General features: G+C 57.4%; 20 protein-coding genes. 13 read left to right on the top strand and 7 right to left on the bottom strand.

The window, feature by feature from the left end:
- Nucleotides 1-229 precede the first annotated feature (229 nt).
- The 7 genes from ydcS (at nucleotide 230) to V1603_RS15515 (ending at nucleotide 6,796) form a co-directional block, all read left to right on the top strand.
- The gene (ydcS, locus tag V1603_RS15545; protein WP_395312918.1) at nucleotides 230-1,375 is read left to right on the top strand and encodes a putative ABC transporter substrate-binding protein YdcS; all 1,146 of its coding nucleotides are present in this window, start codon (nucleotides 230-232) and stop codon (nucleotides 1,373-1,375) included.
- A 17-nt stretch (nucleotides 1,376-1,392) separates the two neighbouring features.
- Nucleotides 1,393-2,406: an ABC transporter ATP-binding protein gene (locus V1603_RS15540; RefSeq protein WP_395312917.1), complete on the top strand. Its 1,014-nt coding sequence runs from the start codon at nucleotides 1,393-1,395 to the stop codon at nucleotides 2,404-2,406.
- Nucleotides 2,407-2,413: 7 nt separating this feature from the next.
- Nucleotides 2,414-3,352, top strand: a complete 939-nt coding sequence (locus tag V1603_RS15535; protein ID WP_395313993.1) for an ABC transporter permease — start codon at nucleotides 2,414-2,416, stop codon at nucleotides 3,350-3,352.
- Nucleotides 3,342-4,148: an ABC transporter permease gene (locus tag V1603_RS15530; RefSeq protein ID WP_166711343.1), complete on the top strand. Its 807-nt coding sequence runs from the start codon at nucleotides 3,342-3,344 to the stop codon at nucleotides 4,146-4,148. Before V1603_RS15535 ends, V1603_RS15530 begins: the two co-directional genes overlap by 11 nt.
- Nucleotides 4,149-4,172: 24 nt before the next feature.
- Nucleotides 4,173-5,597, top strand: a complete 1,425-nt coding sequence (gene patD / locus V1603_RS15525; RefSeq protein WP_395312916.1) for an aminobutyraldehyde dehydrogenase — start codon at nucleotides 4,173-4,175, stop codon at nucleotides 5,595-5,597.
- Nucleotides 5,598-5,780: 183 nt separating this feature from the next.
- A complete protein-coding gene (locus tag V1603_RS15520; RefSeq protein WP_013096478.1) occupies nucleotides 5,781-5,954 on the top strand; it encodes a GhoT/OrtT family toxin in 174 nt (57 codons plus the stop codon).
- An 86-nt stretch (nucleotides 5,955-6,040) separates the two neighbouring features.
- Nucleotides 6,041-6,796 (top strand): alpha/beta fold hydrolase, encoded by a 756-nt coding sequence (locus tag V1603_RS15515; protein ID WP_395312915.1) that lies wholly within the window; start codon nucleotides 6,041-6,043, stop codon nucleotides 6,794-6,796.
- 71 nt (nucleotides 6,797-6,867) lie between these two features.
- Here the strand turns inward: V1603_RS15515 and V1603_RS15510 are convergent, their stop codons facing one another.
- The 3 genes from V1603_RS15510 to V1603_RS15500 are packed head-to-tail and all read right to left on the bottom strand — an operon-like array spanning nucleotide 6,868 to nucleotide 13,365.
- Entirely contained in the window at nucleotides 6,868-9,042 is a 2,175-nt protein-coding gene (locus V1603_RS15510; RefSeq protein ID WP_395312914.1) for a virulence factor SrfC family protein, read from the bottom strand.
- On the bottom strand, nucleotides 9,039-12,020 hold the full coding sequence (locus tag V1603_RS15505; RefSeq protein WP_395312913.1) for a virulence factor SrfB: 2,982 nt from the start codon (nucleotides 12,018-12,020) through the stop codon (nucleotides 9,039-9,041). The genes V1603_RS15510 and V1603_RS15505 overlap by 4 nt, the downstream gene beginning before the upstream one ends.
- A gap of 4 nt (nucleotides 12,021-12,024) precedes the next feature.
- The gene (locus tag V1603_RS15500; RefSeq protein WP_395312912.1) at nucleotides 12,025-13,365 is read right to left on the bottom strand and encodes an SrfA family protein; all 1,341 of its coding nucleotides are present in this window, start codon (nucleotides 13,363-13,365) and stop codon (nucleotides 12,025-12,027) included.
- A 283-nt stretch (nucleotides 13,366-13,648) separates the two neighbouring features.
- On the opposite strand from V1603_RS15500, the gene V1603_RS15495 reads away from it, so the two are divergent.
- Nucleotides 13,649-15,247: an ABC transporter substrate-binding protein gene (locus V1603_RS15495; protein ID WP_163329578.1), complete on the top strand. Its 1,599-nt coding sequence runs from the start codon at nucleotides 13,649-13,651 to the stop codon at nucleotides 15,245-15,247.
- Nucleotides 15,248-15,342: 95 nt separating this feature from the next.
- Entirely contained in the window at nucleotides 15,343-15,576 is a 234-nt protein-coding gene (locus V1603_RS15490; protein ID WP_116339629.1) for a YdcY family protein, read from the top strand.
- 3 nt (nucleotides 15,577-15,579) lie between these two features.
- Here the strand turns inward: V1603_RS15490 and V1603_RS15485 are convergent, their stop codons facing one another.
- Nucleotides 15,580-16,029 carry a DMT family transporter gene (locus V1603_RS15485; protein ID WP_116339631.1) on the bottom strand — a complete coding sequence of 150 codons (450 nt, stop codon included), beginning with the start codon at nucleotides 16,027-16,029 and terminating at the stop codon, nucleotides 15,580-15,582.
- Nucleotides 16,026-16,544 (bottom strand): L-methionine sulfoximine/L-methionine sulfone acetyltransferase, encoded by a 519-nt coding sequence (gene mddA, locus V1603_RS15480; RefSeq protein ID WP_395312911.1) that lies wholly within the window; start codon nucleotides 16,542-16,544, stop codon nucleotides 16,026-16,028. The genes V1603_RS15485 and mddA overlap by 4 nt, the downstream gene beginning before the upstream one ends.
- A 148-nt stretch (nucleotides 16,545-16,692) precedes the next feature.
- Here mddA and V1603_RS15475 point away from each other — a divergent pair, with 148 nt between their 5' ends.
- The 3 genes from V1603_RS15475 to V1603_RS15465 all read left to right on the top strand — a co-directional run bounded on the left by V1603_RS15475 (nucleotide 16,693) and on the right by V1603_RS15465 (nucleotide 19,297).
- The gene (locus V1603_RS15475) at nucleotides 16,693-17,268 is read left to right on the top strand and encodes an XRE family transcriptional regulator (RefSeq protein WP_116339635.1); all 576 of its coding nucleotides are present in this window, start codon (nucleotides 16,693-16,695) and stop codon (nucleotides 17,266-17,268) included.
- Nucleotides 17,269-17,333: 65 nt separating this feature from the next.
- Nucleotides 17,334-18,374, top strand: coding sequence for an NADP-dependent oxidoreductase (locus V1603_RS15470; protein ID WP_395312910.1), 1,041 nt, complete (start codon nucleotides 17,334-17,336; stop codon nucleotides 18,372-18,374).
- Nucleotides 18,375-18,628: 254 nt separating this feature from the next.
- Nucleotides 18,629-19,297, top strand: coding sequence for a GntR family transcriptional regulator (locus tag V1603_RS15465; RefSeq protein WP_116339639.1), 669 nt, complete (start codon nucleotides 18,629-18,631; stop codon nucleotides 19,295-19,297).
- A 119-nt stretch (nucleotides 19,298-19,416) separates the two neighbouring features.
- Here the strand turns inward: V1603_RS15465 and pqqU are convergent, their stop codons facing one another.
- Entirely contained in the window at nucleotides 19,417-21,531 is a 2,115-nt protein-coding gene (pqqU, locus tag V1603_RS15460) for a TonB-dependent receptor PqqU (RefSeq protein WP_163329575.1), read from the bottom strand.
- A gap of 242 nt (nucleotides 21,532-21,773) precedes the next feature.
- On the opposite strand from pqqU, the gene V1603_RS15455 reads away from it, so the two are divergent.
- Entirely contained in the window at nucleotides 21,774-22,835 is a 1,062-nt protein-coding gene (locus V1603_RS15455; protein WP_116339643.1) for a YncE family protein, read from the top strand.
- A 50-nt stretch (nucleotides 22,836-22,885) separates the two neighbouring features.
- Here the strand turns inward: V1603_RS15455 and ansP are convergent, their stop codons facing one another.
- Complete coding sequence (ansP, locus tag V1603_RS15450) at nucleotides 22,886-24,382, bottom strand: L-asparagine permease (RefSeq protein ID WP_032640809.1); 1,497 nt, start codon at nucleotides 24,380-24,382, stop codon at nucleotides 22,886-22,888.
- Nucleotides 24,383-24,470: the final 88 nt, after the last annotated feature.

The raw sequence follows: 24,470 nt of genomic DNA, 5'->3' as shown, positions 1-24,470 counted from the left end.
CGGCACGGCGAATATTTTTCGGTGCCGTATCATATGAAATCTGCATACCGGCCTTCGCGTCTAACTCCTTGTCTATAATCCAGTTAACGGGGAATGCGTCCTCGGTCACACCTTGATGAAATTTCCTTAAGCCGAACGGTGCGGCGCATACGTGCGGTCTACGTTTAATAAGGGAGATATTTTTACGGCACGGCTGCCGCTAAATTTCATTGCGACAGGAGTAACCCTTATGAGCAAAAAATTTGCCCGCAGCAGCCTGTGCGCGCTCGGCATGACTATCATGACCGCGCAAGCCGCAGAACCACCAAAGGCCATCGGCGACGGGGAAGGTCGTCTGGATATTATCGCCTGGCCGGGATACATCGAACGCGGACAGACGGATAAAAATTATGACTGGGTCACCCAGTTTGAAAAAGAGACCGGCTGTGCGGTCAACGTCAAAACGGCGGCCACGTCCGACGAAATGGTCAGCCTGATGGCAAAAGGCGGATATGACCTGGTCACCGCCTCAGGTGACGCCTCCCTGCGCCTGATCATGGGCAAACGCGTTCAGCCGATTAACCCCGAGCTTATCCCTAACTGGAAAACCCTCGACCCGCGCATCGTGAAGGGCGAGTGGTTTAACGTAGGCGGCAAGGTCTATGGCACGCCGTATCAGTGGGGGCCAAACCTGCTGATGTACAACACCAAAACCTTCCCGACGCCGCCGGACAGCTGGAGCGTAGTCTTTACCAAACAGGATCTGCCGGACGGTAAAACCAATCAGGGACGCGTGCAGGCGTACGACGGCCCGATTTATATCGCCGATGCCGCGCTGTTCGTTAAAGCCACGCAGCCGCAGCTGGGTATTAGCGACCCGTACCAGCTCACTGAACAACAGTATGCCGCCGTGCTCAAGGTGCTTCGTGACCAGCATGCGCTGATCCACCGCTACTGGCATGACACCACCGTCCAGATGAGCGACTTCAAAAACGAAGGCGTCGTAGCCTCCAGCGCCTGGCCGTATCAGGCGAATGCCCTGAAGGCTGAAAACCAGCCCGTTGCCACCGTCTTCCCGAAAGAGGGGGTAACCGGCTGGGCGGATACCACCATGCTGCACGCGCAGGCAAAACACCCTATGTGCGCCTACAAATGGATGAACTGGTCGCTCACGCCGAAAGTGCAGGGCGATCTGGCGGCATGGTTTGGCTCGCTGCCCGTCGTGGCTGAAGGATGTAAGGCCAGCACGCTGCTGGGCGACAAGGGCTGCGCAACCAATGGCCATAACTATTTTGACAAAATCATGTTCTGGAAAACCCCCATCGCGGAAGGCGGTAAATATGTACCTTACAGCCGCTGGACGCAGGATTACATCGCCATTATGGGCGGCCGTTAATCGTCCGGGAGCTGAACATGACGTACGCAGTAGAGTTTAACAATGTTTCCCGGCTGTACGGCGACGTGCGGGCGGTGGATGGGGTCACCATTGCGATTCATGACGGGGAATTTTTCTCCATGCTGGGGCCTTCTGGCTCCGGCAAAACCACCTGCCTGCGTCTGATTGCCGGCTTTGAGCAGCTGTCAGGCGGCACGATTTCTATCTTCGGTAAAGAGGCGAGCGAACTGCCTCCCTGGGAGCGGGATGTGAACACCGTCTTTCAGGACTACGCGCTGTTCCCACACATGTCGATCCTCGATAACGTCGCCTACGGGCTGATGGTCAAAGGCATCGACAAGAAAAAACGCCATGCGCAGGCCCGTGATGCGCTGGAAAAAGTGGGCCTGAGCTTTGCCGTCGCCCGCAAGCCTTCGCAGCTTTCCGGCGGCCAGCGCCAGCGTGTTGCCATTGCCCGGGCGCTGGTGAATGAACCGCGCGTCCTGCTGCTCGACGAGCCGTTAGGCGCGCTCGATCTCAAGCTGCGGGAACAGATGCAGTTCGAGCTGAAGAAGCTTCAGCAGGAACTCGGCATCACCTTTATTTTTGTCACCCACGATCAGGGCGAGGCCCTATCCATGTCAGATAGGGTCGCGGTGTTCAATAACGGGCGCATCGAGCAGGTGGACACCCCGCGCGATCTCTACATGCGTCCGCGCACGCCGTTTGTCGCCGGTTTTGTCGGCACCTCTAACGTCTTCGATGCGGGTCTGGCGCAGAAAATATGCGGCATGGAAGGCAGCTATTCCCTGCGTCCGGAACATATTCGCCTTAATGAGGGCGGAGACGTTCAGGTTCAGGGCGTCGTGCAGGCCGTTCAGTATCAGGGGGCCGCCACGCGGCTGGAGCTGAAGCTCGCCGACGGTGCCAAACTGCTGGTAAGCCAGGCCAACCTCAGTGAAACTTCGCCGCTGAGCGGCATTGCGCCGGGGCAGGCGGTCACGGCGTCGTGGTCACGCGAGGCGATGATTCGCCTGCACGAGGAGAGGTGAAATGGCTATGAGCGTTGCGCATCCTCCCGCCTCCTGCAGCCGCGTAAGCCGCGTGACGGCTCTGTTCTGGCGTAAACCGTCGCTCGGCCTGTTCCTGCTCCTGCTCGCGCCGCTAATGTGGTTTGGCATCGTCTATCTGGGATCGCTTCTTACCCTGCTGTGGCAGGGGTTTTACACCTTTGACGATTTCACCATGGCCGTCACGCCGGATCTGACCCTGGCGAACATTCAGGCGCTCTTCAACCCGGCAAACTACGACATTATCCTGCGCACGTTGACGATGGCGATTGCGGTGACAATTGCCAGCGCCATCCTGGCATTCCCGATGGCCTGGTACATGGCGCGATACACCCGCGGCAGGTGGAAAGCATTCTTCTATATCGCCGTGATGCTGCCTATGTGGGCAAGCTACATCGTCAAAGCCTACGCCTGGACGCTGCTGCTGGCGAAGGACGGGGTGGCGCAGTGGTTTCTTAATCATATGGGGCTGGAGCCGATCCTGACCTCGATCCTTACGCTACCCGCGATTGGCGGCAACACCTTGTCCACCTCCGGGCTGGGACGGTTTCTGGTCTTCGTCTATATCTGGCTGCCGTTTATGATCCTGCCGGTCCAGGCGGCGCTGGAACGTCTGCCTGCCTCGCTGCTGCAGGCCTCAGCTGACCTCGGCGCGCTGCCGCGCCAGACCTTTCGCTACGTCGTTCTGCCGCTGGCGATCCCGGGTATTGCGGCAGGTTCAATATTCACTTTTTCCCTGACGCTGGGGGATTTCATCGTTCCGCAGCTGGTAGGCCCGCCGGGCTATTTCATCGGTAACATGGTCTACTCGCAGCAGGGTGCCATTGGCAATATGCCCATGGCCGCCGCGTTCACGCTGGTGCCCATCGTGCTGATTTCACTCTATCTGGCGTTCGTGAAGCGTCTGGGAGCATTCGATGCACTCTGAACGCGCACCGCTGTTCCTGAAAGTGGCCGCCTGGGGAGGGGTTATCTTCCTGCACTTCCCGCTGCTGATTATCGCGACCTATGCCTTTAATACCGAAGACGCGGCCTTCAGCTTTCCGCCGCAGGGGCTGACGCTGAAGTGGTTTAGCGCGGCGGCGGGTCGCGGCGATATTATTGAATCCGTGACGTTGTCACTTCAGATTGCAGCGCTATCCACCGCGATAGCCCTTGTGCTTGGCACGCTTGCTGCAGCGGCGCTGTGGCGAAGCGAGTTTTTTGGTAAGAACGCGATCTCGCTGTTGCTGCTGCTGCCGATTGCGTTACCGGGGATCATCACCGGCCTGGCGCTGCTGACGGCCTTCAAAACAATCAACCTGGAACCGGGATTTTTCACCATCGTGGTTGGGCACGCCACCTTCTGCGTGGTGGTGGTGTTTAACAACGTGATTGCCCGGTTCAGACGCACCTCCTGGAGCCTGGTGGAAGCGTCGATGGATCTCGGGGCCGACGGATGGCAAACCTTCCGCTATGTGGTGCTGCCCAATCTGGGTTCCGCGCTGCTGGCCGGGGGAATGCTGGCGTTTGCCCTGTCGTTTGACGAGATAATCGTCACAACGTTTACGGCGGGACACGAGCGCACGTTACCGCTGTGGTTGCTCAACCAGCTCGGGCGTCCGCGCGACGTGCCGGTCACCAACGTCGTAGCACTGCTGGTGATGCTGGTGACAACTATCCCCATTCTGGGAGCCTGGTGGCTAACCCGCGATGGCGAGAACATCGCCGGCAGCGGGAAATAACAGTGATTTCAACAGGACAATGCTATGCAAACACAACTGCTGATAGAGGGAAAACTGGTAACCGGAGAGGGAGAAAAACAGCCGGTCTATAACCCGGCCACCGGAGAGGTACTGCTGGAGATTGCTGAAGCGTCAGCGGTACAGGTCGACGCGGCGGTTCAGGCGGCCGACCGTGCTTTTGCGGCATGGGGGCAAACCACGCCGAAAACCCGCGCCGAGTGCCTGCTGAAGCTGGCGGATACGATTGAAGCGCATGGGGAGGACTTTGCCCGGCTCGAATCCCTCAACTGCGGCAAGCCGCTGCACTGCGTGCTGGGCGATGAAATTCCGGCAGTGGTCGACGTTTTCCGTTTCTTTGCCGGGGCCGCCCGCTGTCTGAACGGGCTGGCAGCCGGTGAGTACCTTGACGGGCACACGTCTATGATCCGCCGCGATCCGGTGGGCGTGGTTGCCTCTATTGCCCCCTGGAACTACCCGCTGATGATGGCGGCCTGGAAGCTGGCCCCCGCGCTGGCGGCAGGGAACTGCGTGGTGATTAAGCCCTCAGAAATCACACCGCTGACCGCGCTGAAGCTGGGAGAGATGGCAAAAGATATCTTCCCGGCAGGCGTTCTGAACGTCCTGTTTGGTCGCGGTAAAACGGTGGGCGACCCGCTTACCGGCCATGAGAAAGTCCGTATGGTCTCACTGACCGGGTCAATTGCTACCGGGGAACATATCATCGGCCATACCGCGTCCTCCATTAAACGCACCCATATGGAGCTGGGTGGTAAAGCGCCGGTTATCGTGTTTGATGATGCCGACCTGGATGCGGTTGTCGAAGGGGTGCGGACGTTTGGTTTCTACAATGCCGGGCAGGATTGTACGGCGGCCTGTCGTATTTATGCTCAGAAGGGCATCTATGCCCAACTGGTGGAAAAGCTGGGCGCAGCGGTTGCCAGCCTTAAAATGGGTGTCCCGGACGATGCCTCTACCGAACTGGGACCGCTCAGCTCGGCTGCCCATCTTTCACGCGTCTGTCAGGCCGTCGATGAGGCGAAAGCGCTCGGCCATATTCGCGTTGTCACGGGCGGGAGCAAAAAAGAGGGGGCGGGCTACTACTTCCAGCCAACCCTGCTGGCGGGGGCAAAGCAGGACGACGCCATTGTTCAGCGAGAGGTGTTTGGCCCGGTGGTGAGCGTTACTGAATTTGACGACGAGGCGCAGGTGCTGGCCTGGGCGAACGATTCGCAGTACGGCCTGGCGTCATCGGTCTGGACCAAAGACGTGGGCCGCGCCCATCGCCTGAGCGCGCGCCTGCAGTACGGCTGCACCTGGGTGAATACCCACTTTATGCTGGTGAGCGAAATGCCGCACGGCGGCATGAAGTTATCCGGCTACGGCAAAGATATGTCGGTGTACGGGCTTGAGGATTATACGGTCGTGCGGCATGTCATGATCAAACACTAGGCCCATCTTGCCTGGTCGCTTGTGCGGCCAGGCCTTCCTGTTTTTCACTATGAGTGTTACACAAGATACTCAATTGTTATTATCCGTAATTTTTAAGTGGTTATTCTGTAACGAAAAAACTTGATCTGTGTCAACATATGACGCATATTGCGTGCGGTTATTTTTTCGGCTCTGGTATACAGAATGACGTTGTATCAAAAGATGTTGGTTTTTTACGCAATCATGGCTTCCATCTGCGCATTAATTACCTGGTTCCTTTCTAAAGATCGCAAGCGCATTCGCCTGCTTAGCGCGTTTCTGGTAGGATCGACCTGGCCGATGAGTTTCCCCGTTGCGCTGCTGGTCTCGCTTTTCTGAAGCATCCTTCCATTTTTAAACGATGAATATGGCATTCCGGTTATGATGACTGTATAAATAAACAGTGCATCGTAAAAGGAGTGCTTATGAACAGTTTTTACTCGCAGCATGCGGGTTGCATCGTGCGCTGGCATGATTTGCCCGGCTCTGGCGATCCCGTAGTCTTCATCCACGGATTGGGCTGCGCCTCTTCCTATGAATATCCCCGCGTCGTTTGTGACCCGCTGTTTGGCGCGCGCAGAGCGATTCTCATCGATTTGCCCGGCAGCGGTTACAGCGATAAACCTGACCATTACAGCTATAAAACCACCGACCAGGCACGCGTTGTGGCGGAACTGATTGACCATCTTCAGCTGGATGCCTTTTGGCTATATGGCCACAGCATGGGCGGCAGTATTGCTATCGAAACGGCGGGGCTGCTGGCAGCACGCATAAAGGGATTGATGGTGTCAGAGCCCAATTTTCATGCGGGCGGGGGCATGTTCAGCCGATCTATTGCAGCGCAAACTGAACAACAGTTTCTGGAGCAGGGCTATAACGCCATGCTCGGCTCAGAAACCACCGCGTGGGCAGGGTGCCTGAAGAGTAACGCGTCATATGCCGTCTGGCGGGGCGCATCGAGCCTGGTGGCGGGCGTTGAGCCGGACTGGGAAATCCAATTTTTGTCGCTGCCTTGCCCGGTAACGTTGATTTTCGGTGAGCTCTCACTGCCGGATGATGATGTAGACAATCTGAAGCAGAAGGGCGTTGAGGTAAAAATTATCCCTGCGGCGGGGCATTCCATGTCGTGGGAAAACCCGTCCGCACTGGCAAAGACGTTAGCCGAGTGTATGGCGGCGTGATTATTGTGCAGTTTATTATCGTTGCGGAATGTTGGCCGGGTAAGCGCAGCGCCACCCGGCAAAAAAGGCGGTTACATGATTAAAGTCCGTAGTGCCCGACGTGCGTCAGGCTGAACATCATGCGGATGCTGATAATCAATATTCTCTATTGCCCGGCTATAGAGTGCGACCAGCCAGTCGTAAACGTACGCGGTGGCTGCATGGACCGGCTGTTCCCCCAGGCGCGTCAGGCGCGGTGCGTCACTGCTGACGACGGGCGTAACAAAGATTGCCTGACCTTTGCGGATGCGGCTTGCTGGGCGCTCTGCTGCAGGTGACTGATCGTAACCCAGCCAGCCAACGAAATTCCCCATCACGGCGTGCAGCTGCGCCGCGCTGCTTTTATCCGCTTCGACAATTCGCTGAAGCTGTTGCGGCAGATTAAGCCGATAGCTGGTTACCACCAGCACATCCGCGATTTGCTGCAGTACCGCAGGCTCCAGCCCAAGACGGGCGGCCGTAGCTTCATTGCGGCTCCACTGGCGCAGATGATTTATCCATACTTTGTGCGCCAGACGCGCGTTGTCTTTTGTCTGGAATCGTCCTGCGCTTTCCTGGGCGTTATCAGCGAACAGATCGATGGTGTCCGTAAACAGTCCGTTCACCTGCTCCTCGCGCGGCTGCTGAACGGCGAGCAGCGTTTCAAAGGCTTTCAGCGGCGGGAGCAGGCCCTCAAGCAGCTCGCCGTGACGGGCAGCGCTGCTTTGCAGCGTGCGCACCATGTTTTCGGCCTGAGCGCGTCGCGTACCCGGTTCCTCAACCAGCGGCGCCAGGTAGCTTTGCATCAGCGACGCGATCTCCTGCCGCAGCAGGTTTTTCAGCGTGCCGAGACGCTTCTGCCGCTGTGCGGGTAGCGTAGCCTGAGACAACCACTCAATGACGCGCTGCATGCTGTGGCTGTCCAGCGCCTGCAGTGTTCCCCAGCGCAGGCCAGGCTTGCCAAGCAGATGCTGTACGGCTTCATCGAGATTCTGTCGGGTGGTGAAGCGAGCGTCATGCGGGGTGATCGCCCACACCAGACCCGGCAGGGCAGACTCCTCGGCAGGCTGGGTCTCTTTTACCCAGTTAGTTAACAATTTTGCTTTTTGGGCAGTCTGCTCGTGCTGCGCCGTCGCATTGCAGATCACCAGCACATCCGGCTGGAGCTGCTGGCGGTAATGTTCAAGCAACCACTGGCATTTAGCCTGTACTAAAGGATCGGCACTGCGGTCTTCAAAGACCGGAATGTCAATGATATCAACATTATCCAGCGCTCCGTTCTCAACCGGCAAGGCCAGCTCGCGGGTCAGGAAGGCAAGCACGTCGACCGGGATGCTGATGGCGTTGAGCATTTCACCGTTGTTCAGCGGATGCAGCAGCGTCTCCTGAGCCTCCTGCTGGGTTAAGGTGCCGTGCGTCAGGAAGCCTTCGCCGGGCAGGCCAAAGCTGTCCACCAGCAGGCTCAGCGGCGCAGCCAGCTCGCTGGCATGGCTGGTCTGATGCAGCACGTGGGCAAGCTTCAGCCACTGCTGGGTTAACTCCTGTTGCTCGCCCCACAGCAGCGACCAGACGCTGGCGCGGGTGCTGAGATCGAGCGATGGCACCAGTTGGGCAAATTCATGCCACAGGGCATCGTCAATTTGCTGTTTTGCGGCGGGTACGGTGCTTTGCCAGAAGCGGGCAATCGCACCCACTTCCTGAGCGGTGATGCCGGGCACGCCCTGCGGCTGGCGCAGGCCGCGCCATTTCTCCAGACGCGTCTCAATGACCGCTTTATCCACCGCGCGCATCTGCGGGTGCAGCGTCGTGCGGGCAATAAACAGCTGTACCAGTTCGGCCTCGGTGACGAGGCTCAGACGTAGCGGAAACGCCTCATCCGCTACCTCCGGGATGTCGCGGGTGAAGCGCACGGCCATGTTGGTCAGGGCATGACCCGGATTGATATGCGAAAAATAGTCAAAGGTGCGCTGGCCCGGCGTCACGTTCAGGCGCCCGTTACCGCTGCCGCACAGCGACAGCAGCAGGTGTGCTTTGGCGCTCTGAGAATGACCGTAAAGCCCAATGCTGCTACGGCGGGTCAGGGCGCGTTCAATGGCCTGCTCCCGCGCCTGCGCCGTGTTGATGCGAGCAAGCAGGGCGTCAGCATCGTTATCCAGCACAGGGGCGTTCAGGCGCGTCTCGTTAATCCACTCGATTAAGGCCTGAGTGGTGGTCGTCGTCGCTGTCATTTCAGGTATACGCTCCCGCTGTCGATCCAATAGTGGCTGCCGCTGTGTCGGCGATCGGCCAGAGTATTCAGTTTGAAGGTTAACGCGTCAGGCGCCACCGGCGTGCCGTCCTGTAGCCAGGCATCGCTCAGCTCGAAGGCCTCCGGGCCCTCCTGCTTGCTGCCGCCGCAGAGCTTAAGCCGCACGTTCAACACGCCGTCGCCGGCAATCGCTTTTGCCAGCTCAGCCGAGTTGATGCTGAGCGTATAAAGCGGCGTAGCGGGCCAACGCGCGTTTGCCAGCTGGCGGAAGCCGAGGGTGACGTTGCCGCGCAGCGGGAAGTGCAGACGCGCGTCGAGCTTCGCGCCAGGCTTATCCAGGTCGATATCCTGATACCAGACGTTTTCCTCGCGCAGAGTATTGACGGTGTTATCCAGCACGCCGAGATAACGCACGGTGGAATACGCGCCAATGTCCGCGGCTTTAAAGTTGAAGCGCGGCAGACGCAAATCGAGCGCCAGGCTGCAGAGCATGGCCCCCACTGCGGCGGTCGATTTCGGGTTGCCTATGCGCCCCTGCTGGCTGAACGGATACCACTCGTGCACCTGGTATTTATCCAGCCAGACGATGCGATTAACCGGCACCGGCTGCAGGTGACGAATCAGCGCCTGAACGCCCGGCAGGCAGCCTGGACGCCCGGTGATCAGCAGAATATCGCAGCTGTAATGGGAAATCGCTTCACACACAGCGTGGAGCGGCGAGGTCAGCGTAAACTGACCGGCCAGCATTGCATCCTGCATTTCGCGGAAATTCACGTGCAGCGGCACGGCGAACAGGTCGAAGGCTTCTGAGCCCGCCGGCAGGGCATGATCGATCGCCTGCTGGAGATAATTCATCACGTTGCGGGTCGGCTTCTGCGGCAGCAGATCGCCGAAGGTGGCATGCAGGCCCGCCAGCGGATCGTCAATGTCGCTGGCTTCCCACGCGGAAAGAATGGCGTGGCCAATTGGCATAAAGAGCTGAAGCGCCGTTTGCTGGCGCAGTACCGCCTGGGTATCAATACGTCCGGAGTCGCCGAACAGCGACGCCATCAGCAGCGAGGCGTCCGCAATGCCGGATTTCTGCAGCTGCGTTTGCAGGGCGGGCAGGACATAGCGCTGAATCACGTCCAGCAGGGTATCGTCGCCCGCCACTTTAAACCCTTCGCGGAACAGCAGCTGCGGGGTAATTTTGACGTTATTACCGGAGCCGTCATCAAGCTGGTAGTGGGTGATCGCCATATCCGTGGTGCCGCCGCCGATGTCGATAGAGGCGACGCGTAATGCGCGGCCCGGCAGCACCCCTGGCTCTGGTTCACGATCCGTGCGGGCGAGGGAGGCGAAAAAAGCTTCCGTCTGGCCGCCAAAACGGGAGATCGCTTCGTTATACAGCCAGACCAGTTGACCACAGCTGGCTTCATCCCACTCCATCTGGATCTCAGGGACCGGCACCACGCTTTTTTCCTGCTGCTTGCGGGTAGCAAAATCTTCATCCTGCGGATGCCAGCCCATCGCTTTCCAGACGATGGCAATGGCTTCAAACATGCGGCGACGGAAAATCTCGCGCTCCTGCTTTGGCATAGCCGAGGGCAGGGTCAGTATCAGCGTGCGCAGCTGGCGCGGCGAGGCCGGGAAGCCCAGCCGCAGGCGCGTGGCGACGCTGTTGATCTGACCCAGCGCCTGCGCCAGCAGCTCGCACAGCATGTGCGTCATCAGCGTGCTGCGGCTGTACTGCGGCGAAAAGACCGGCAGCCGTTCGTCCTGCGGTAGCGTAAACAGCGGTTCACCGTCATCGTTCATCAGGTTCATCAGCGGAAACGCCGTGGCGAGCGGTTCACGCTGGGTTTTGCCGTTCATCTGGCTAAAGCGCCAGTCCTGCACGACCGGTGTTTCATCCCACAGGTAGCGACGCGGGCTGGAGATGCCGCTGTTACCTTCGGTTCCCAGACGCTGCATCGCCAGCTTGCGGGCTTCATCACCCACGCGAACAATCGACGGCCAGACAAACGCATCTTCGCGACCGCTTTCCACCGAGAAGTGCTGTTTGCCAAAGCGCGCTTCGGAGAACTCAAGACGGCTGGTGAACAGGGGCTCGTTGAGGAACTGCGGCTCGCTTAACGAACGAACCTGCAGCTCGGCGGTTTGCCGAAGCCCATCGTTTGCATCACCGTGGTCTTCAATAATCACGCCGCAGGTATGGGTGTTGCCCACGTCGAGGATCAGGTCGACCGGAATGGCAGGCGTGCTGAGCGTATGGGTGACAAATTTCACTTCCGGCACGGTGAGCTGTTCACCGAGCATGGTCAGCAGATTGAGCCAGTGGGCCTGATATTCAAAACTGCGCATTGCCTGATGCAGGTCTCGTTCAGAGCGGTTTTCAACGCCGTCGGCATACTGGGTAAACGCCTCGCGCAGCCAGCCGTCAATCCAGGTCTGGTCAAGGAAGCTTTCAACCTCATTATCCCGCCAGGCCAGCGCAAAGCGGGTTCCGTTCAGAATATCGTTTTCAACCGGCGACAGGGCGGAGGTAGCATGCTCCGCGATCTGGCTGTCGAGCGCGAGGGTGACGCGGTGCGTGTTGCCTGCCGTGTCGGGCTTATCGAGCTTGCGCACCTGAACGCGCGCCCAGTTATCCGGTCCTTCCACAAAGGTCCGCGGCGGGTTAAAGCGCAGGAAGGGGACGGGAAGCCAGACGCCGTCAAGCACGGCAAGGGACTGATGCAGCGGGATCGTCGTTTCCGGTTTAACCACTTCAGGCTGCCCGCCGTTCGTCCCCGGCAGGGTATAGCGCCCGTTCACCAGGTCGAAATCGAGTCGCAAAAGGGGGCCGTTCGCGGTTTTACGTACGAAGCGTCCGTTGCTGGCGGTGTCCTGCGGCGTCAGACCGAAATCCAGGAACTGCACGCCGCTGTTGGCAATAAGCGTGACGCTTTGTTTATAGTCGCAAAGATTTACCAGCATAGGATCAGGCACCTGCTTTCTTGAACGTCAGTGGGACGACGGTGTTGGCATCATAACGCGCGCGACATTCTGCGATATCGCTGGTCCCGGCTTTACAGGCGACTTCCGGCATCGGGTAGCGGGAACCGTCGGTGCAGCGGGCGGTGCCGCGACTCTTAATCATCAGCTCTCCATTGCTGTGCAGCCCGGAGAAGATCTCCGCGCGGCAGACAACGTTGTCGCCGTGCACGATGCGGGCGAAACCTTTATTGTTCTGGATTTGATAGCGCATGGACGGCGGCTTGCCGGTGACCGGATCTTTCACGTCGAGAACCGCTCGCCAGGTACCGTTCAGGAAGCGCGTTGACCCGGCTTTCACCTGACTGGCTTCCATCACCATGGCATCTTTCGGGATTGGAACAATCACCACCGGCGCGGCTTCAGGCGCAGGAGCGGGTTCTTTTTCTTTACTTGCTACGACTTCAGCCTGATGCAGCGGTAAATTCATGGCCAGCGGCTCCACCGCTTTAATCGGCTGTGGTGCAATAGCCACGGGCTCAGGTGCTGGCGCCGGTACGGGCTCAGCGGAAGGTGACGGTTTTGGCCACAGCAGCGGCGCGGCAACGGCTGCCACAATCACGGCGGCAACCGGCAGCGTCCACAGGGGGACGCGGCGCTTTTTCGTGACGGCAACAGGCGCAGGCTCCTGGGCAGGTTGCGCAACAACCGGCGCGGGCTCCGGCTCATACAGTTCTTCCGGCGTAATGCGCACGGCGGCGACAGGGGCTACCAGCGGCTCGTCTGCTTTTTCAAAGCTGATAACGGGCTGGGGCTCAGGCTCCGGCTCGGGATCTTCAATCACAACGGGCGCGGGCTCGGGGATCAGCGATTCGCGCAGGCAGTCGAGGACATCGTCGCGCGCATTTTCGTTCAGGTTTACAAACCCCCAGAAGCTGATGACCGGCTTTCCGTCTACCAGGAAGAGGAAGTTTTCACCCGGGAACTGAAACGCCTTCGACAGCAGAGAACCAAAAAGCTGCTGCGCGGTTTTAGGCGACTGTAGGCATTTCTTACTTAACGACTCCACGCTGGCGAGCGTATTTTCCAGATAGCGCAGGGCGCGATAGCGGTCATCTTCATCGGCCGCTTTCCAGCTGGTTACGCTCCCTTCAACAGGAGAGTACCAGTCCACGCGGTCACCGCTGTCGTTGACCTGAGGAATAGCCAGACAGTCCACAATGGCCTGCTGTTTGCGCAACCGGAGCGCTTCCCGGATTTGTAACGCTGATTCAAAAACGGCCTGTCCGCCGCCGCCAACGGCCTGAAAATCATCCAGATTACCGCTGCGTAAAAGAGTTTTTGCCACGATTTGATCCCATATACTTCTTCACACCGTTACTTTAACGAAATGAGGAAGCAACCAAACGGAGGAAGAGACGCTAAAAGCGCCGATTTCTTGCGGCATAGAAAATGACGGTTGTGCTTGACGAATAATGGCCCTTAAGGCAAATCACGGTTTTGGGCGCTGACGGTTAAATCAGCAAAAAACGCGGCTTTAGAATAACCTGATAGTGTTTCGTTATTTGCCAGGTCATAACGGCTGTGCTGTTATTACTGACCTATATAATAAAACTGTCAGGGTTATAACCATGTCTACAGGGAAAACACTGCTCGCCCTTGCGCTGAGCGCTCTTTTACCAGCCGGTGCCGCATGGGCGGCAAACAACGACACCCTTATCTACTGCTCGGAAGCCTCCCCCGAATCGTTCAACCCGCAAATCGCCAGCTCCGGCCCGTCTTTTGTCGCCAGCTCTCAGGTGCTGTACAACCGCCTGATCAATTTCGATCCGGTGAAAAATACCCCGGTCCCGTCTCTGGCGGAATCCTGGACAATTTCACCGGACGGCAAGACCTATACGTTTACCCTGCGCAAAGGGGTGAAGTTCAACAGCAACAAATACTTCAAACCAACCCGCGACTTTAACGCCGATGACGTTATTTTCTCGGTGATGCGTCAGAAAGACCCTAAGCATCCGTACCACAATGTCTCGCAGGGCAACTACGAATACTTTAACGACGTTGGGCTCGATAAGCTGATTCAGGACGTTAAAAAGGTTGATGATTACCACGTCCAGTTCACCCTGAGTGAACCAAACGCCGCATTTCTGGCCGACTGGGGGATGGATTTCGCCTCGATTCTTTCCGCCGAATACGCCGATGCGATGCTGAAAAAAGGCACGCCGGAGAATGTGGACACCTGGCCAATTGGTACCGGGCCGTATGTGCTGCAGCAGTACAAGGTAGACTCGCTGATCCGCTACGTCGCTAACCCGAACTATTGGGATGGCGAGGTGCCGACCAAACATCTTATCTTCTCCATCACGCCAAACGTGGAAACCCGCCTGGCGAAATTGCAGACCAACGAATGCCAGATTATTCCTGCGCCGTCTCCGGTCCAGTTTGACGTGATTAAAAAGAACAAAGACCTGACGCTGCACTCGGTCGATGCGCTGAACGTCGGCTATCTGGCGTTTAACACCGAGAAAAAGCCGTTCGATAACGTGCTGGTGCGCCAGGCGCTGAACTACGCGACCGACAAGAAGGCCATCGTTAATGCGGTCTTTATGGGATCTGGCACGGTGGCAAAATCGCCGATCCCGCCAAATATGCTGGGCTTTAATAAAGACCTGAAGGACTACGGCTACGATCCTGAAAAAGCGAAAGCGCTGCTGAAGCAGGCGGGTCTGGAGAAGGGGGCGGAAGTCACGCTGTGGTCAATGCCGGTTCAGCGTCCGTATAACCCTAACTCGCGTCGTATCGCGGAGATGATCCAGAGCGACTGGGCGAAAGTCGGCGTGAAGGCCAAAATTGTCTCTTACGAGTGGGGGGAATATCTCTCCGGAATGCGTAAAGGCGAACATGACTCCGCGCTGTTTGGCTGGATGTCCGATAACGGCGACCCGGATAACTTCGCCGACGTGCTGCTGGGCTGCAACAGCATTAAAACCGGATCAAACGCCGCGCGCTGGTGCGATAAGGGTTATGATGCTCTGGTGCAAAAAGCGAAGCTGACCAGCAGCCCGGCCGAGCGTGCGAAACTGTACGGCCAGGCGCAGGAGATCTTCTACCAGCAGGCGCCGTGGATCGCGCTGGCAAACGGCAAAACATTTTACGCAACCCGCAGCAACGTGACCGGATACAGCGTGAGCCTGATGGGCAGCGATTTCTCCAAAGCGAAGCTGAACTAGTTTGTTGCCCGGTGGCGCTGCGCTTACCGGGCCTACGGTTCCCCTGTAGGCCGGGTAAGGCGTAGCCGCCACCCGGCAATTAACAAGGAGTGACAATGTCACATTTAAATGAAGTTACCGCCCGTGTGGATGCCGCCATTGAAGAGAGCGTGATTACCCACATGAATGAACTGCTGATTGAACTGAGCGATGATGCCGATCTCAGCCGTGAAGATCGCTACACCCAGCAGCAGCGTCTGCGTACCGCGATTTCACACCACGGCAAGCAGCATAAGGAGGAGATGGACGCGCGTGAAGAACAGCTGACCAAAGGCGGTACCATACTGTAATAGTCAAAACTGGCGTCGCGCCACCAGCCAGGCCCCCACGACCAGCATCACCGCGCCGCACGCCGGGCCTATCAGGGCGCGCAGCGGAACGCCGTGGCTCCTCAGTACGTCCAGAACCAGCCCGCCTATGAGCTGGCTTGCCACCAGCACGGCGATGGTCGTCGCCGCGCCCACGTTCTGGTAGCCGCTAATGCTGGCAAATACAAAAAACGACCCCAACAGCCCCGGGATCAGCGTCCACCAGCGCACCGTTGCGGCCAGCTCGCTGAATCCGGCGACGCCCTGCTTCAGCAGCAGAATACTGACAAACAGCACAATGCCGACCAGGGAGTTCAGCAGCATCGCGATAAGAATGGTGGAGGAGGACTGGGTGATACGCACCATTAAGGTGTTTTGCACCACCAGACCGATCCCCGCCGCCACCAGAAACGCCAGCGTCAGTGACTGATTCATGGGATAGCGTCCGGATCGCTGCGTTCGTCCAGCTGAAGCTGCATAAAGGTTAAGTCCAGCCAGCGGCCAAACTTGGTGCCCACCTGAGGCATCTGCCCCGTGGTGACAAAACCGAGCGTTTCGTGGAGGTGAATTGAGGCCTCATTTTGCGCCTCAATGCCGGCCACCATCACGTGTTTGCCGATGATGCGAGCCTCGTTAATCAGCGCCTTCATCAGCGTGCGGCCAATCCCTTTGCCCTGATGGGCCGGGTGGACGTAGACCGAGTGCTCAACCGTATGACGGAAGCCGTCGAAGGCGCGCCAGTCGCCAAAAGAGGCGTAGCCGGTGACAACACCGTCTTCTTCACTGACCAGAACCGGGTAACCCGCGAGCGTGCGGGCCTCAAACCACGCGATTCGGTTATCGGTATCGACGGTTTTATCGTTCCAGATTGCGGCAGTATGCAGTACCGCGTGGTTGTAGATCTCTCCTATCGCGGCGCAATCTTCCTTGCAGGCATGACGAACGATCATGATTAATCCTCTGTGTGTTGTTCACTATAGTATTACGTTATAGATACGATATTACACAACTGCTTCCTAAGAGCGCTACGTCATAAAGCCTGTTTTTTTGTTATTAGAACCCCATTGAAATGCCGTCCATACACTATAGTATGACGTCATGAGCACAATAACAGACACAATGAATCAACGCATTAGCGCCAGAATTCGCCTTGAACGCGAGTCTCGCGGATGGTCTCTGAGCGAGCTGGCTGAGCGGGCAGGCGTTTCTCGCGCCATGATCCACAAAATAGAGCGTGGAGACAGCAGCCCGACGGCAACCCTTCTGGCACGCCTGTCCGGCGCGTTTGGGATCAGCATGTCAACGTTGATTGCCAGAGCCGAGATGCAGGAGGGAAAACTCTTGCGACTGGCAAACCAGCCCGTTTGGCGCGATCCCCAAACGCACTATCTTCGTCGCCACGTTTCCCCGCGTACCGATCTGCCTATCGACCTCGTCCAGATTGAACTGCCAGCGGGGAGCGACGTCCCGATGCCGGCGTCGTCCTACGCGCTGGCGCGTCAGCTGATCTGGCTGCAGTCCGGCGAGCTGGTATTCCAGGAGGGCGATACGCGCCACGAGATGAAGGCCGGAGACTGTCTGGAGCTGGGGCCGCCAAACGACTGCCGTTTCATCAATGAAACCAATGAAACCTGTATCTATCTTGTGGTCCGGCTTAACCAGTCTGCCTCGTAATGTTAAGGCGATAATGCCGATCGTGAGCCAGGCTGTAATGACATTTGTACCAGAAGGAGCTCCTGATGAATCAATCTGTTTCGCAAAATCGTCGCTGGGTGCTGGCCTCTCGTCCACAGGGTGCGCCGGTGGTGGAGAATTTTCGTCTGGAAGAGCAGCCTGTTCCTGCACCTCAGGCGGGGCAGCTGGTGCTTCGCACCGTCTGGCTGTCGCTGGATCCTTACATGCGGGGGCGCATGAGCGATGCGCCATCCTATTCTCCGCCGGTGGAGATTGGTGCGGTGATGGTGGGGGGAACGGTTAGCCGCGTTGAGCAGTCAAATCATCCCGACTTCAAAGCCGGGGAGTGGGTGCTGGGCTACAGCGGCTGGCAGGAGTACGAACTGTCAGACGGCAGCGGCCTGGTGAAGCTGGGCGACAATCCGTCACATCCTTCCTGGGCGCTGGGCATTCTTGGGATGCCGGGCTTTACCGCCTATATGGGGTTACTGGATATCGGGCAGCCTAAAGCGGGCGAAACGCTGGTGGTGGCCGCGGCGACGGGCCCTGTGGGCGCGACCGTTGGGCAGATTGGCAAAATTAAAGGCTGCCGGGTGGTTGGCGTAGCCGGTGGGGCAGAAAAGTGCCGCCACGCCATAGAGGTTCTCGGGTTTGACGAGTGTCTGAATCACCACGCGGCGGATTTCGCTGAGCAGCTGAAACGCGCCTGCCCGAAAGGCATTGATGTCTATTTTGAAAACGTCGGTGGGAAAGTGTTTGACGCCGTGCTGCCGCTGCTGAATACCTCCGCGCGCGTGCCGGTGTGTGGCCTGGTGAGCGGCTACAATGCAACGGGCCTGCCTGAGGGGCCGGACCGTTTGCCGCTTCTGATGGGCACCATTCTGAAGAAACGCATTCGGATGCAGGGCTTTATCATCGCCCAGGACTACGGTCACCGCATTCATGAGTTTCAGGAAGAGATGGGGCGCTGGGTGCAGGAGGGCAAAATTCACTATCGTGAACAGGTGACGGACGGGCTGGAGAACGCGCCTGAGGCGCTGATTGGCCTGCTGGAAGGAAAAAACTTCGGCAAAGTCGTGATTCACGTCGCGGGTGACAATAAATAAACAGCAATATGGCGGGGTTTCCCGCCATATTTATTTGTGAAGATACGATATATTGTCTTTAATTAACGGACATGGCTTTTCGCGCCATCATCCCGGATGAGCCCGAAACCGATAAAAAAACACATTTTGCATTTTTGGCTGTTTTACGTACTTCCCACCACCAGGCATGACGATACAGGATATATCGGACCAGCGTCGTTTTATTAAAACTGACGTTTATAAATAGCATTAAGTTTTAGCTACAGGAATTGAACATGCTTGATTTGGATCACTTAGAAAAAGCCCAAAGGATCAGTCTTACCATGCAAGTTGAACTCAGTTTGAAAGGAGCGTTAATTACGGGCTCCCTTAAACCTGGTGCAAGACTGATTACGAAAGAGATCGCCGATAAATTAGGAACCAGCATTACCCCAGTACGCGAGGCGCTGCTGCGTCTGGTGTCAGCAGGTGCATTACATGCCACGCCAGCACAGGCATTTCTGGTGCCGGAGGTCACGCTGGACCGTTATAACGAAATCAACGCTATTCGCAAGCAGCTTGAGCCCATGGCGGTTGCCGCAGCCTGCCAGAATATGTCTGAACAAAAGCTGGAGACGTTGCGCAAATTGTCGGAAGCGTTTCATGAGGCCATGCGCAACGGAAACGTACAGCAGGCACTGCATGCGAATCGCGTTTTCCGCTTTACGCTTTACCAGTACGCGGAAATGCCCACGCTTAATGCCTTAATTGAACAGCTTTGGGTGCGCATCGGCCCGTGCATTAACTATCTGCACCAGGAGCTTAATGACATTAAAGAAGCGACGTATCACTATGACGAGTTGCTTTCAGCCCTGGAACGCCGGGATGTCGACGCCAGCCAGAAGGCAATAGAAAAGTTGATTGATGAAGCGAATACGCTTTTACAGCGACAATATTTTAACTGAGAGATTATTTAACAGAGCGACTATATACGCTATCCAATTATTTATATGGTGAATAACTCCTGATGGCATATTGCCATCAGGAGCGTTATTTTCTTTATAAAATAAACTTTACTTATTTCTTACTCGAATCGATAAGAGACAGACAGCCCTACGCCGTAGTTGCGGCCCGGCGCGGGCTCGTAATACCGCCCGTTGGATTCATTTACAATAACTGAGCCGACGTACTCTTTGTCGAACAGGTTATCTACGCGGCCAAAGACGTCCATCCCCCAGTTACCATAGTTGAATTTGTACCCGGTATTCAGCCCGACCACCGTGTACGACGGCGCTTTCGCCGTGTTCTCGTCGTCGGCCATGATATCGCTCATGTAGCGCACGTCCGAGCCCGCGTACCAGCCTTCTTCAGGCTGCCAGCCAAATGACGCGTAGCCCATATTGCGGGCAATGCCCGGCATGCGGTTGCCGTTACAGTCTGCGTCGCCGCAGACGTTGGTGCGGTAGGTGGCGTCCAGATAGGTCCACGCCATTTTCAGCTTCCAGTTTTCAGCAAACTGCTGATCGAGAGACACTTCGACTCCCTGACGACGGGTTTTCCCGGCATTTTTATAGCTTGTCCGGCCGCCAGCGCTGGCATCCACCACGATCTCGTCATCCGTATCGGTGCGGAACAGCGCTGCCGTCAGCAGGCCATTGCCGATGCGGGTTTTGCTGCCAACTTCGTACGTGTTGTTGGTGGACGGCTTCAGGCCAATGTTCAGGCCGCCCTGGTTATCGGCGCGATAGGAGAGCTCGTTGATGGTTGGCGTTTCGAATCCACGTCCTGCGGCAGCGTAGAGGTTCCATGCGTCCGTCACCGCATACTTCACGGCGCCCGCCGGGAGCCACTTGTGATAGCTCGCATCACCGCTGTCGTCGCCGTTGCCCGGCGTAACGTAATGGTCGTTGGAATCAAACCAGACCGAGCTGTAACGCACGCCCGCATCGACGGAGAGTTTCTGCGTCAGCTGCCAGCGGGTCTGCAGGTAAGGGTCAACGTTCCACATCAGGTTACGTTCGTTCCGGCGTTTATCACCTTTCACGCCGTAGTCCGGCACCCCGTTATTCATCACGAAGTTCTCGTACCCGCGGCGGTCTTCACTCATGTTTTCATAGTTCAGACCGGTGGTGAAGGTGACCGGCACCAGCAGCTCGCCGCGGTGCGTCCAGCGGGTATCAACCCCCTGATAATGACGCTGCATATCGATCACGCCGCCGGAGTGAGAAGGCCTCAGCTGCGGCTGGTAGGGAATCGACTGGTACTGCGTCATTTCACGCTCGCCGGCGTACATCATCACGCTGAGATCGTCCTGAGCGCTAAGCTGGCGATCGTAGCGCAGCCCCGCCTGAGTCTGCTTGATGGTCTTGCGCGTGTTGTACTGATCGCCGCGCGGGGACTGACGCGGGTTATCCTGCCACTCCTGATAGCTCAGCCCGCCCGGATCGTTGGCCTTCATGTCCACGCTGTTGAAAACCAGCGTCAGCTTGCTGGCGTCGTCAATGCGTACGCCCAGTTTGGCATTAGCGAGATTCTTCCGCGCGCCGCTGTGGTCGCGGTAGCCTTTGGTGGTGAAGCGGGTGGTGGATACAGTGTAATCCACATCCCCCGCGTGGGTGCCGTCACCCATCGCGCCGGTGGCTTTCATGCCGTAGCGCCATGTCCCGTAACTGCCGTAATAGCTGCTGGCTTCAATGGTTGGCGGCTGCTGTCCGGTCTGGGTGTTGATGTTAATCACGCCGCCAGAGGCGTTGCCGTACAGGGCAGAGAAGGGGCCGCGCAGCACCTCGACGGTATCAATGCTGGAGAGATCGATGTTGGAGGTCTGGCCCTGTCCGTCCGGCATGGTGGCAGGAATACCGTCGACATACATGCGGATGCCGCGCACGCCAAACGTTGAGCGGGCACCAAACCCGCGCATCGAAAGCTGGAGATCCTGAGCATAGTTCTGACGGTTCTGAATCTGTAGTCCCGGAACGCTGCCAAGCGATTCGGAGAGATTAATACGTGGCGCGGCGTGGCGCATATCATCGCCATTCACGACGCTGACCGCCGCCGGGGTATCAAGCTCTGATACGGTTTGCGGCGCGGCGCTGACGATCATGGTCTGTTCCTCGGCGCTCATTGCACTCAGAGGTGCAAAAACAACGGGAACCAGCAGCAGCGGGAGAGATGCCTTACGGGCAGATATGATTTTCATGAGTAAAACCGGTTGTGATGTATAAACGAACCAAATGGAACATGCCCATACATGTTAAAGGTTTTGTAAATGTTTTGAAAACTATAACCGCACATTGCGTTAATGAAAGGCAATAGAGAAAAGAAAAACTCCACATTCAGCTCATTAATGATTACTATTCTCATTATCAAAAGGCGATGCCATGACGTTGCCTGCCGGAAGTGATGTCAGCGGAAACCCCTCTTTTCAAAAAAGGAATTGTTATGTCTTTACGCCATCTGTGCTCGCCACGCCTGAGTACGTCTCTGCTGTCTGCCGCTTTACTGTTTGCCGGAACCTTCCAGGCGCATGCCGCCGAAGAGATGCTGCGTAAAGCGGTGGGTAAAGGTGCCTATGAAATGGCGGTCAGCCAGCAGGAGAACGCCCTGTGGGTTGCGACGTCGCAAAGCCGTAAACTCGACAAGGGTGGCGTTATCTACCGCCTCGATCCTGCCACGCTGGAGGTGACGCAGGCCATTCACAGCGATCTCAAACCGTTTGGCGCCACCCTGGACGGCGCGACGCAAACCCTGTGGCTGGGTAACACGATCAACGGCGCGGTGACGGCCATTGATGCCAAAACGGGCGACGTGAAAGGGCGTCTGGTGCTTGATAGCCGTCAGCGAAGTGAAACCGTCAAGCCGCTGCAGCCGCGTCAGCTGGTGGCGGATGATGCGAGCAACACGATTTACATCACCGGTGTCGGCAAAGAGAGCGTGATTTGGGTCGTGGATGGCGCAACGCTGAAGCTGAAAGAGACCATTGCCAATACCGGCACATACAGCACCGGCCTGGCGCTGGATGCTAAAGCGAAACGCCTGTATACCACTAATGCTGACGGCGAACTCGTCACCATTGATACCGCCACCAATAAAATCCTGAGCCGTAAAAAAGTGCAGGACGACGGTAAAGAGCACTTCTACCTGAACCTGAGCCTCGACACCGCCGGCCAGCGCGCGTTCCTGACCGATTCAAAACAACCGGAAGTGCTGGTGGTGAGCCTGAAAGACGGCAGTGTGATCGAGAAAATCGCCGCGCCGGAGTCCCTGGCGGTCCTGTTTAACCCGGCTCGCAATGAAGCCTACGTGACGCACCGTGAGGCCGGTAAGGTGAGCGTGATTGACGCGAAAACCTACAAAGTAATGAAAACATTCGATACGCCGGTCTACCCGAACAGCCTGGCGCTCTCGGCGGATGGCAAAACGCTCTATGTAACGGTGAAGCAGAAATCTACCCGTCAGCAGGAAGCGACCCAGCCTGACGACGTGGTGCGTATCGCGCTGTGATATAAAAAAGGGAAGGCAGATGCCTTCCCTTTTTAATGCTTAATTGGTGCTTAACGCGAGGTCTCTTCCACCAGCGGCGCGTCGTGTTTTTCATCATCTGGATGAACCGGCGCGGTGCTGTGAATTTCGTGAACGCGCTTACGCACGCCAAACCAGCCAGCGATCAGCAGCACGGCAAGCAGCGGAATGGTGGCGATGGTATAGGTACCGTTCGGGTAGTCGAACGCCATCAGAACCAGCACGCTGAACAGGAAGAGCAGGGTGAGCCAGGAGGTCACCGGGGCGCCCGGCAGCTTAAAGCTGACGTCAGCGGCTTTGCCTTCTTTAATGGCTTTACGCAGACGCATCTGGCAGACCACGATGAAGCCCCAGGAGGCGATAATCCCAAGTGCGGCCACGTTCAGCACGATCTCGAAGACCTGAGACGGCACCAGGTAGTTCAGGAACACCCCGAAGACGTACACCACCAGCGTAGCCAGAATGCCCGCGTACGGTACGTGCTGCTTGCTCATTTTCGACATGAACTTCGGCGCGGAACCGCCCATGGACATGGAGCGCAGGATACGTCCTGTAGAGTAAAGGCCGGAGTTCAGGCTGGAGAGCGCCGCCGTCAGCACAACGATGTTCATGATGCTGCCCACGTAAGGCACGCCGAGCTTAGAGAAGAAGGTCACAAACGGGCTCTGACCGGCCTGATAGGCGTTCCACGGCAGCAGCAGAACCAGCAGCACCACGGAACCGACGTAGAACAGACCGATACGCCAGATCACGCTGTTAATGGCTTTTGGCACCATGGTCTGCGGGTCTTTACATTCACCCGCTGCGGTACCGACCAGCTCGATAGACGCAAAGGCAAACACCACGCCCTGAACCAGAACCAGCGCAGGCAGCAGGCCGTGCGGGAAGAATCCGCCGTTATCGGTTATCAGGTGGAAACCGGTGGCATTACCATCCAGCGGCTTGCCGCTGCCGAGGAAGACCGTACCGACCACCAGGAAAATCACAATGGCGAGCACTTTTACCAGCGCAAACCAGAACTCCATCTCGGCGAACCACTTCACGCCGATCATGTTCATGGTGCCGACAATGGCCAGCGCGCCAAGGGCAAAGACCCACTGCGGCACGTCACCGAACGCGCCCCAGTAGTGCATATACAGCGCAACGGCGGTGATATCAACGATACCGGTCATCGCCCAGTTGACGAAGTACATCCAGCCGGCAACGTAGGCCGCTTTTTCACCGAGGAATTCTCGGGCGTAAGAGACGAAGCTTCCGCTGGAGGGGCGATGAAGTACCAGTTCACCCAGCGCGCGAAGAATGAAGAAGGAGAAGATCCCGCACACCAGATAAACCAGTGCGAGAGCCGGGCCCGCCATCTGCAGACGTGCGCCAGCACCTAAAAACAGACCCGTACCGATAGCGCCGCCGATGGCGATCATTTGAACCTGACGGTTGCCCATCGCTTTGTGGTAGCCCTCTTCGTGGGAGTTCAACCAGCGACGTTTCGCAGCATGATGATCGGCTGCGCTTTTATTGCTTGTTTTCATTGAGTTACCTGTTTGCCTGTCTGAACCATTATCGTGATAGTCCTGCCTGGCAGAAAGCAATACAAACGATTGCTTCTGCGCAAACACA

This window comes from Enterobacter sp. ECC-219, assembly GCF_043966805.1.
Classification (GTDB): domain Bacteria; phylum Pseudomonadota; class Gammaproteobacteria; order Enterobacterales; family Enterobacteriaceae; genus Enterobacter; species Enterobacter cloacae_N.
Note: the sequence above shows the minus strand (reverse complement) of the source record. Positions and strands in the feature narration are given on the sequence as shown.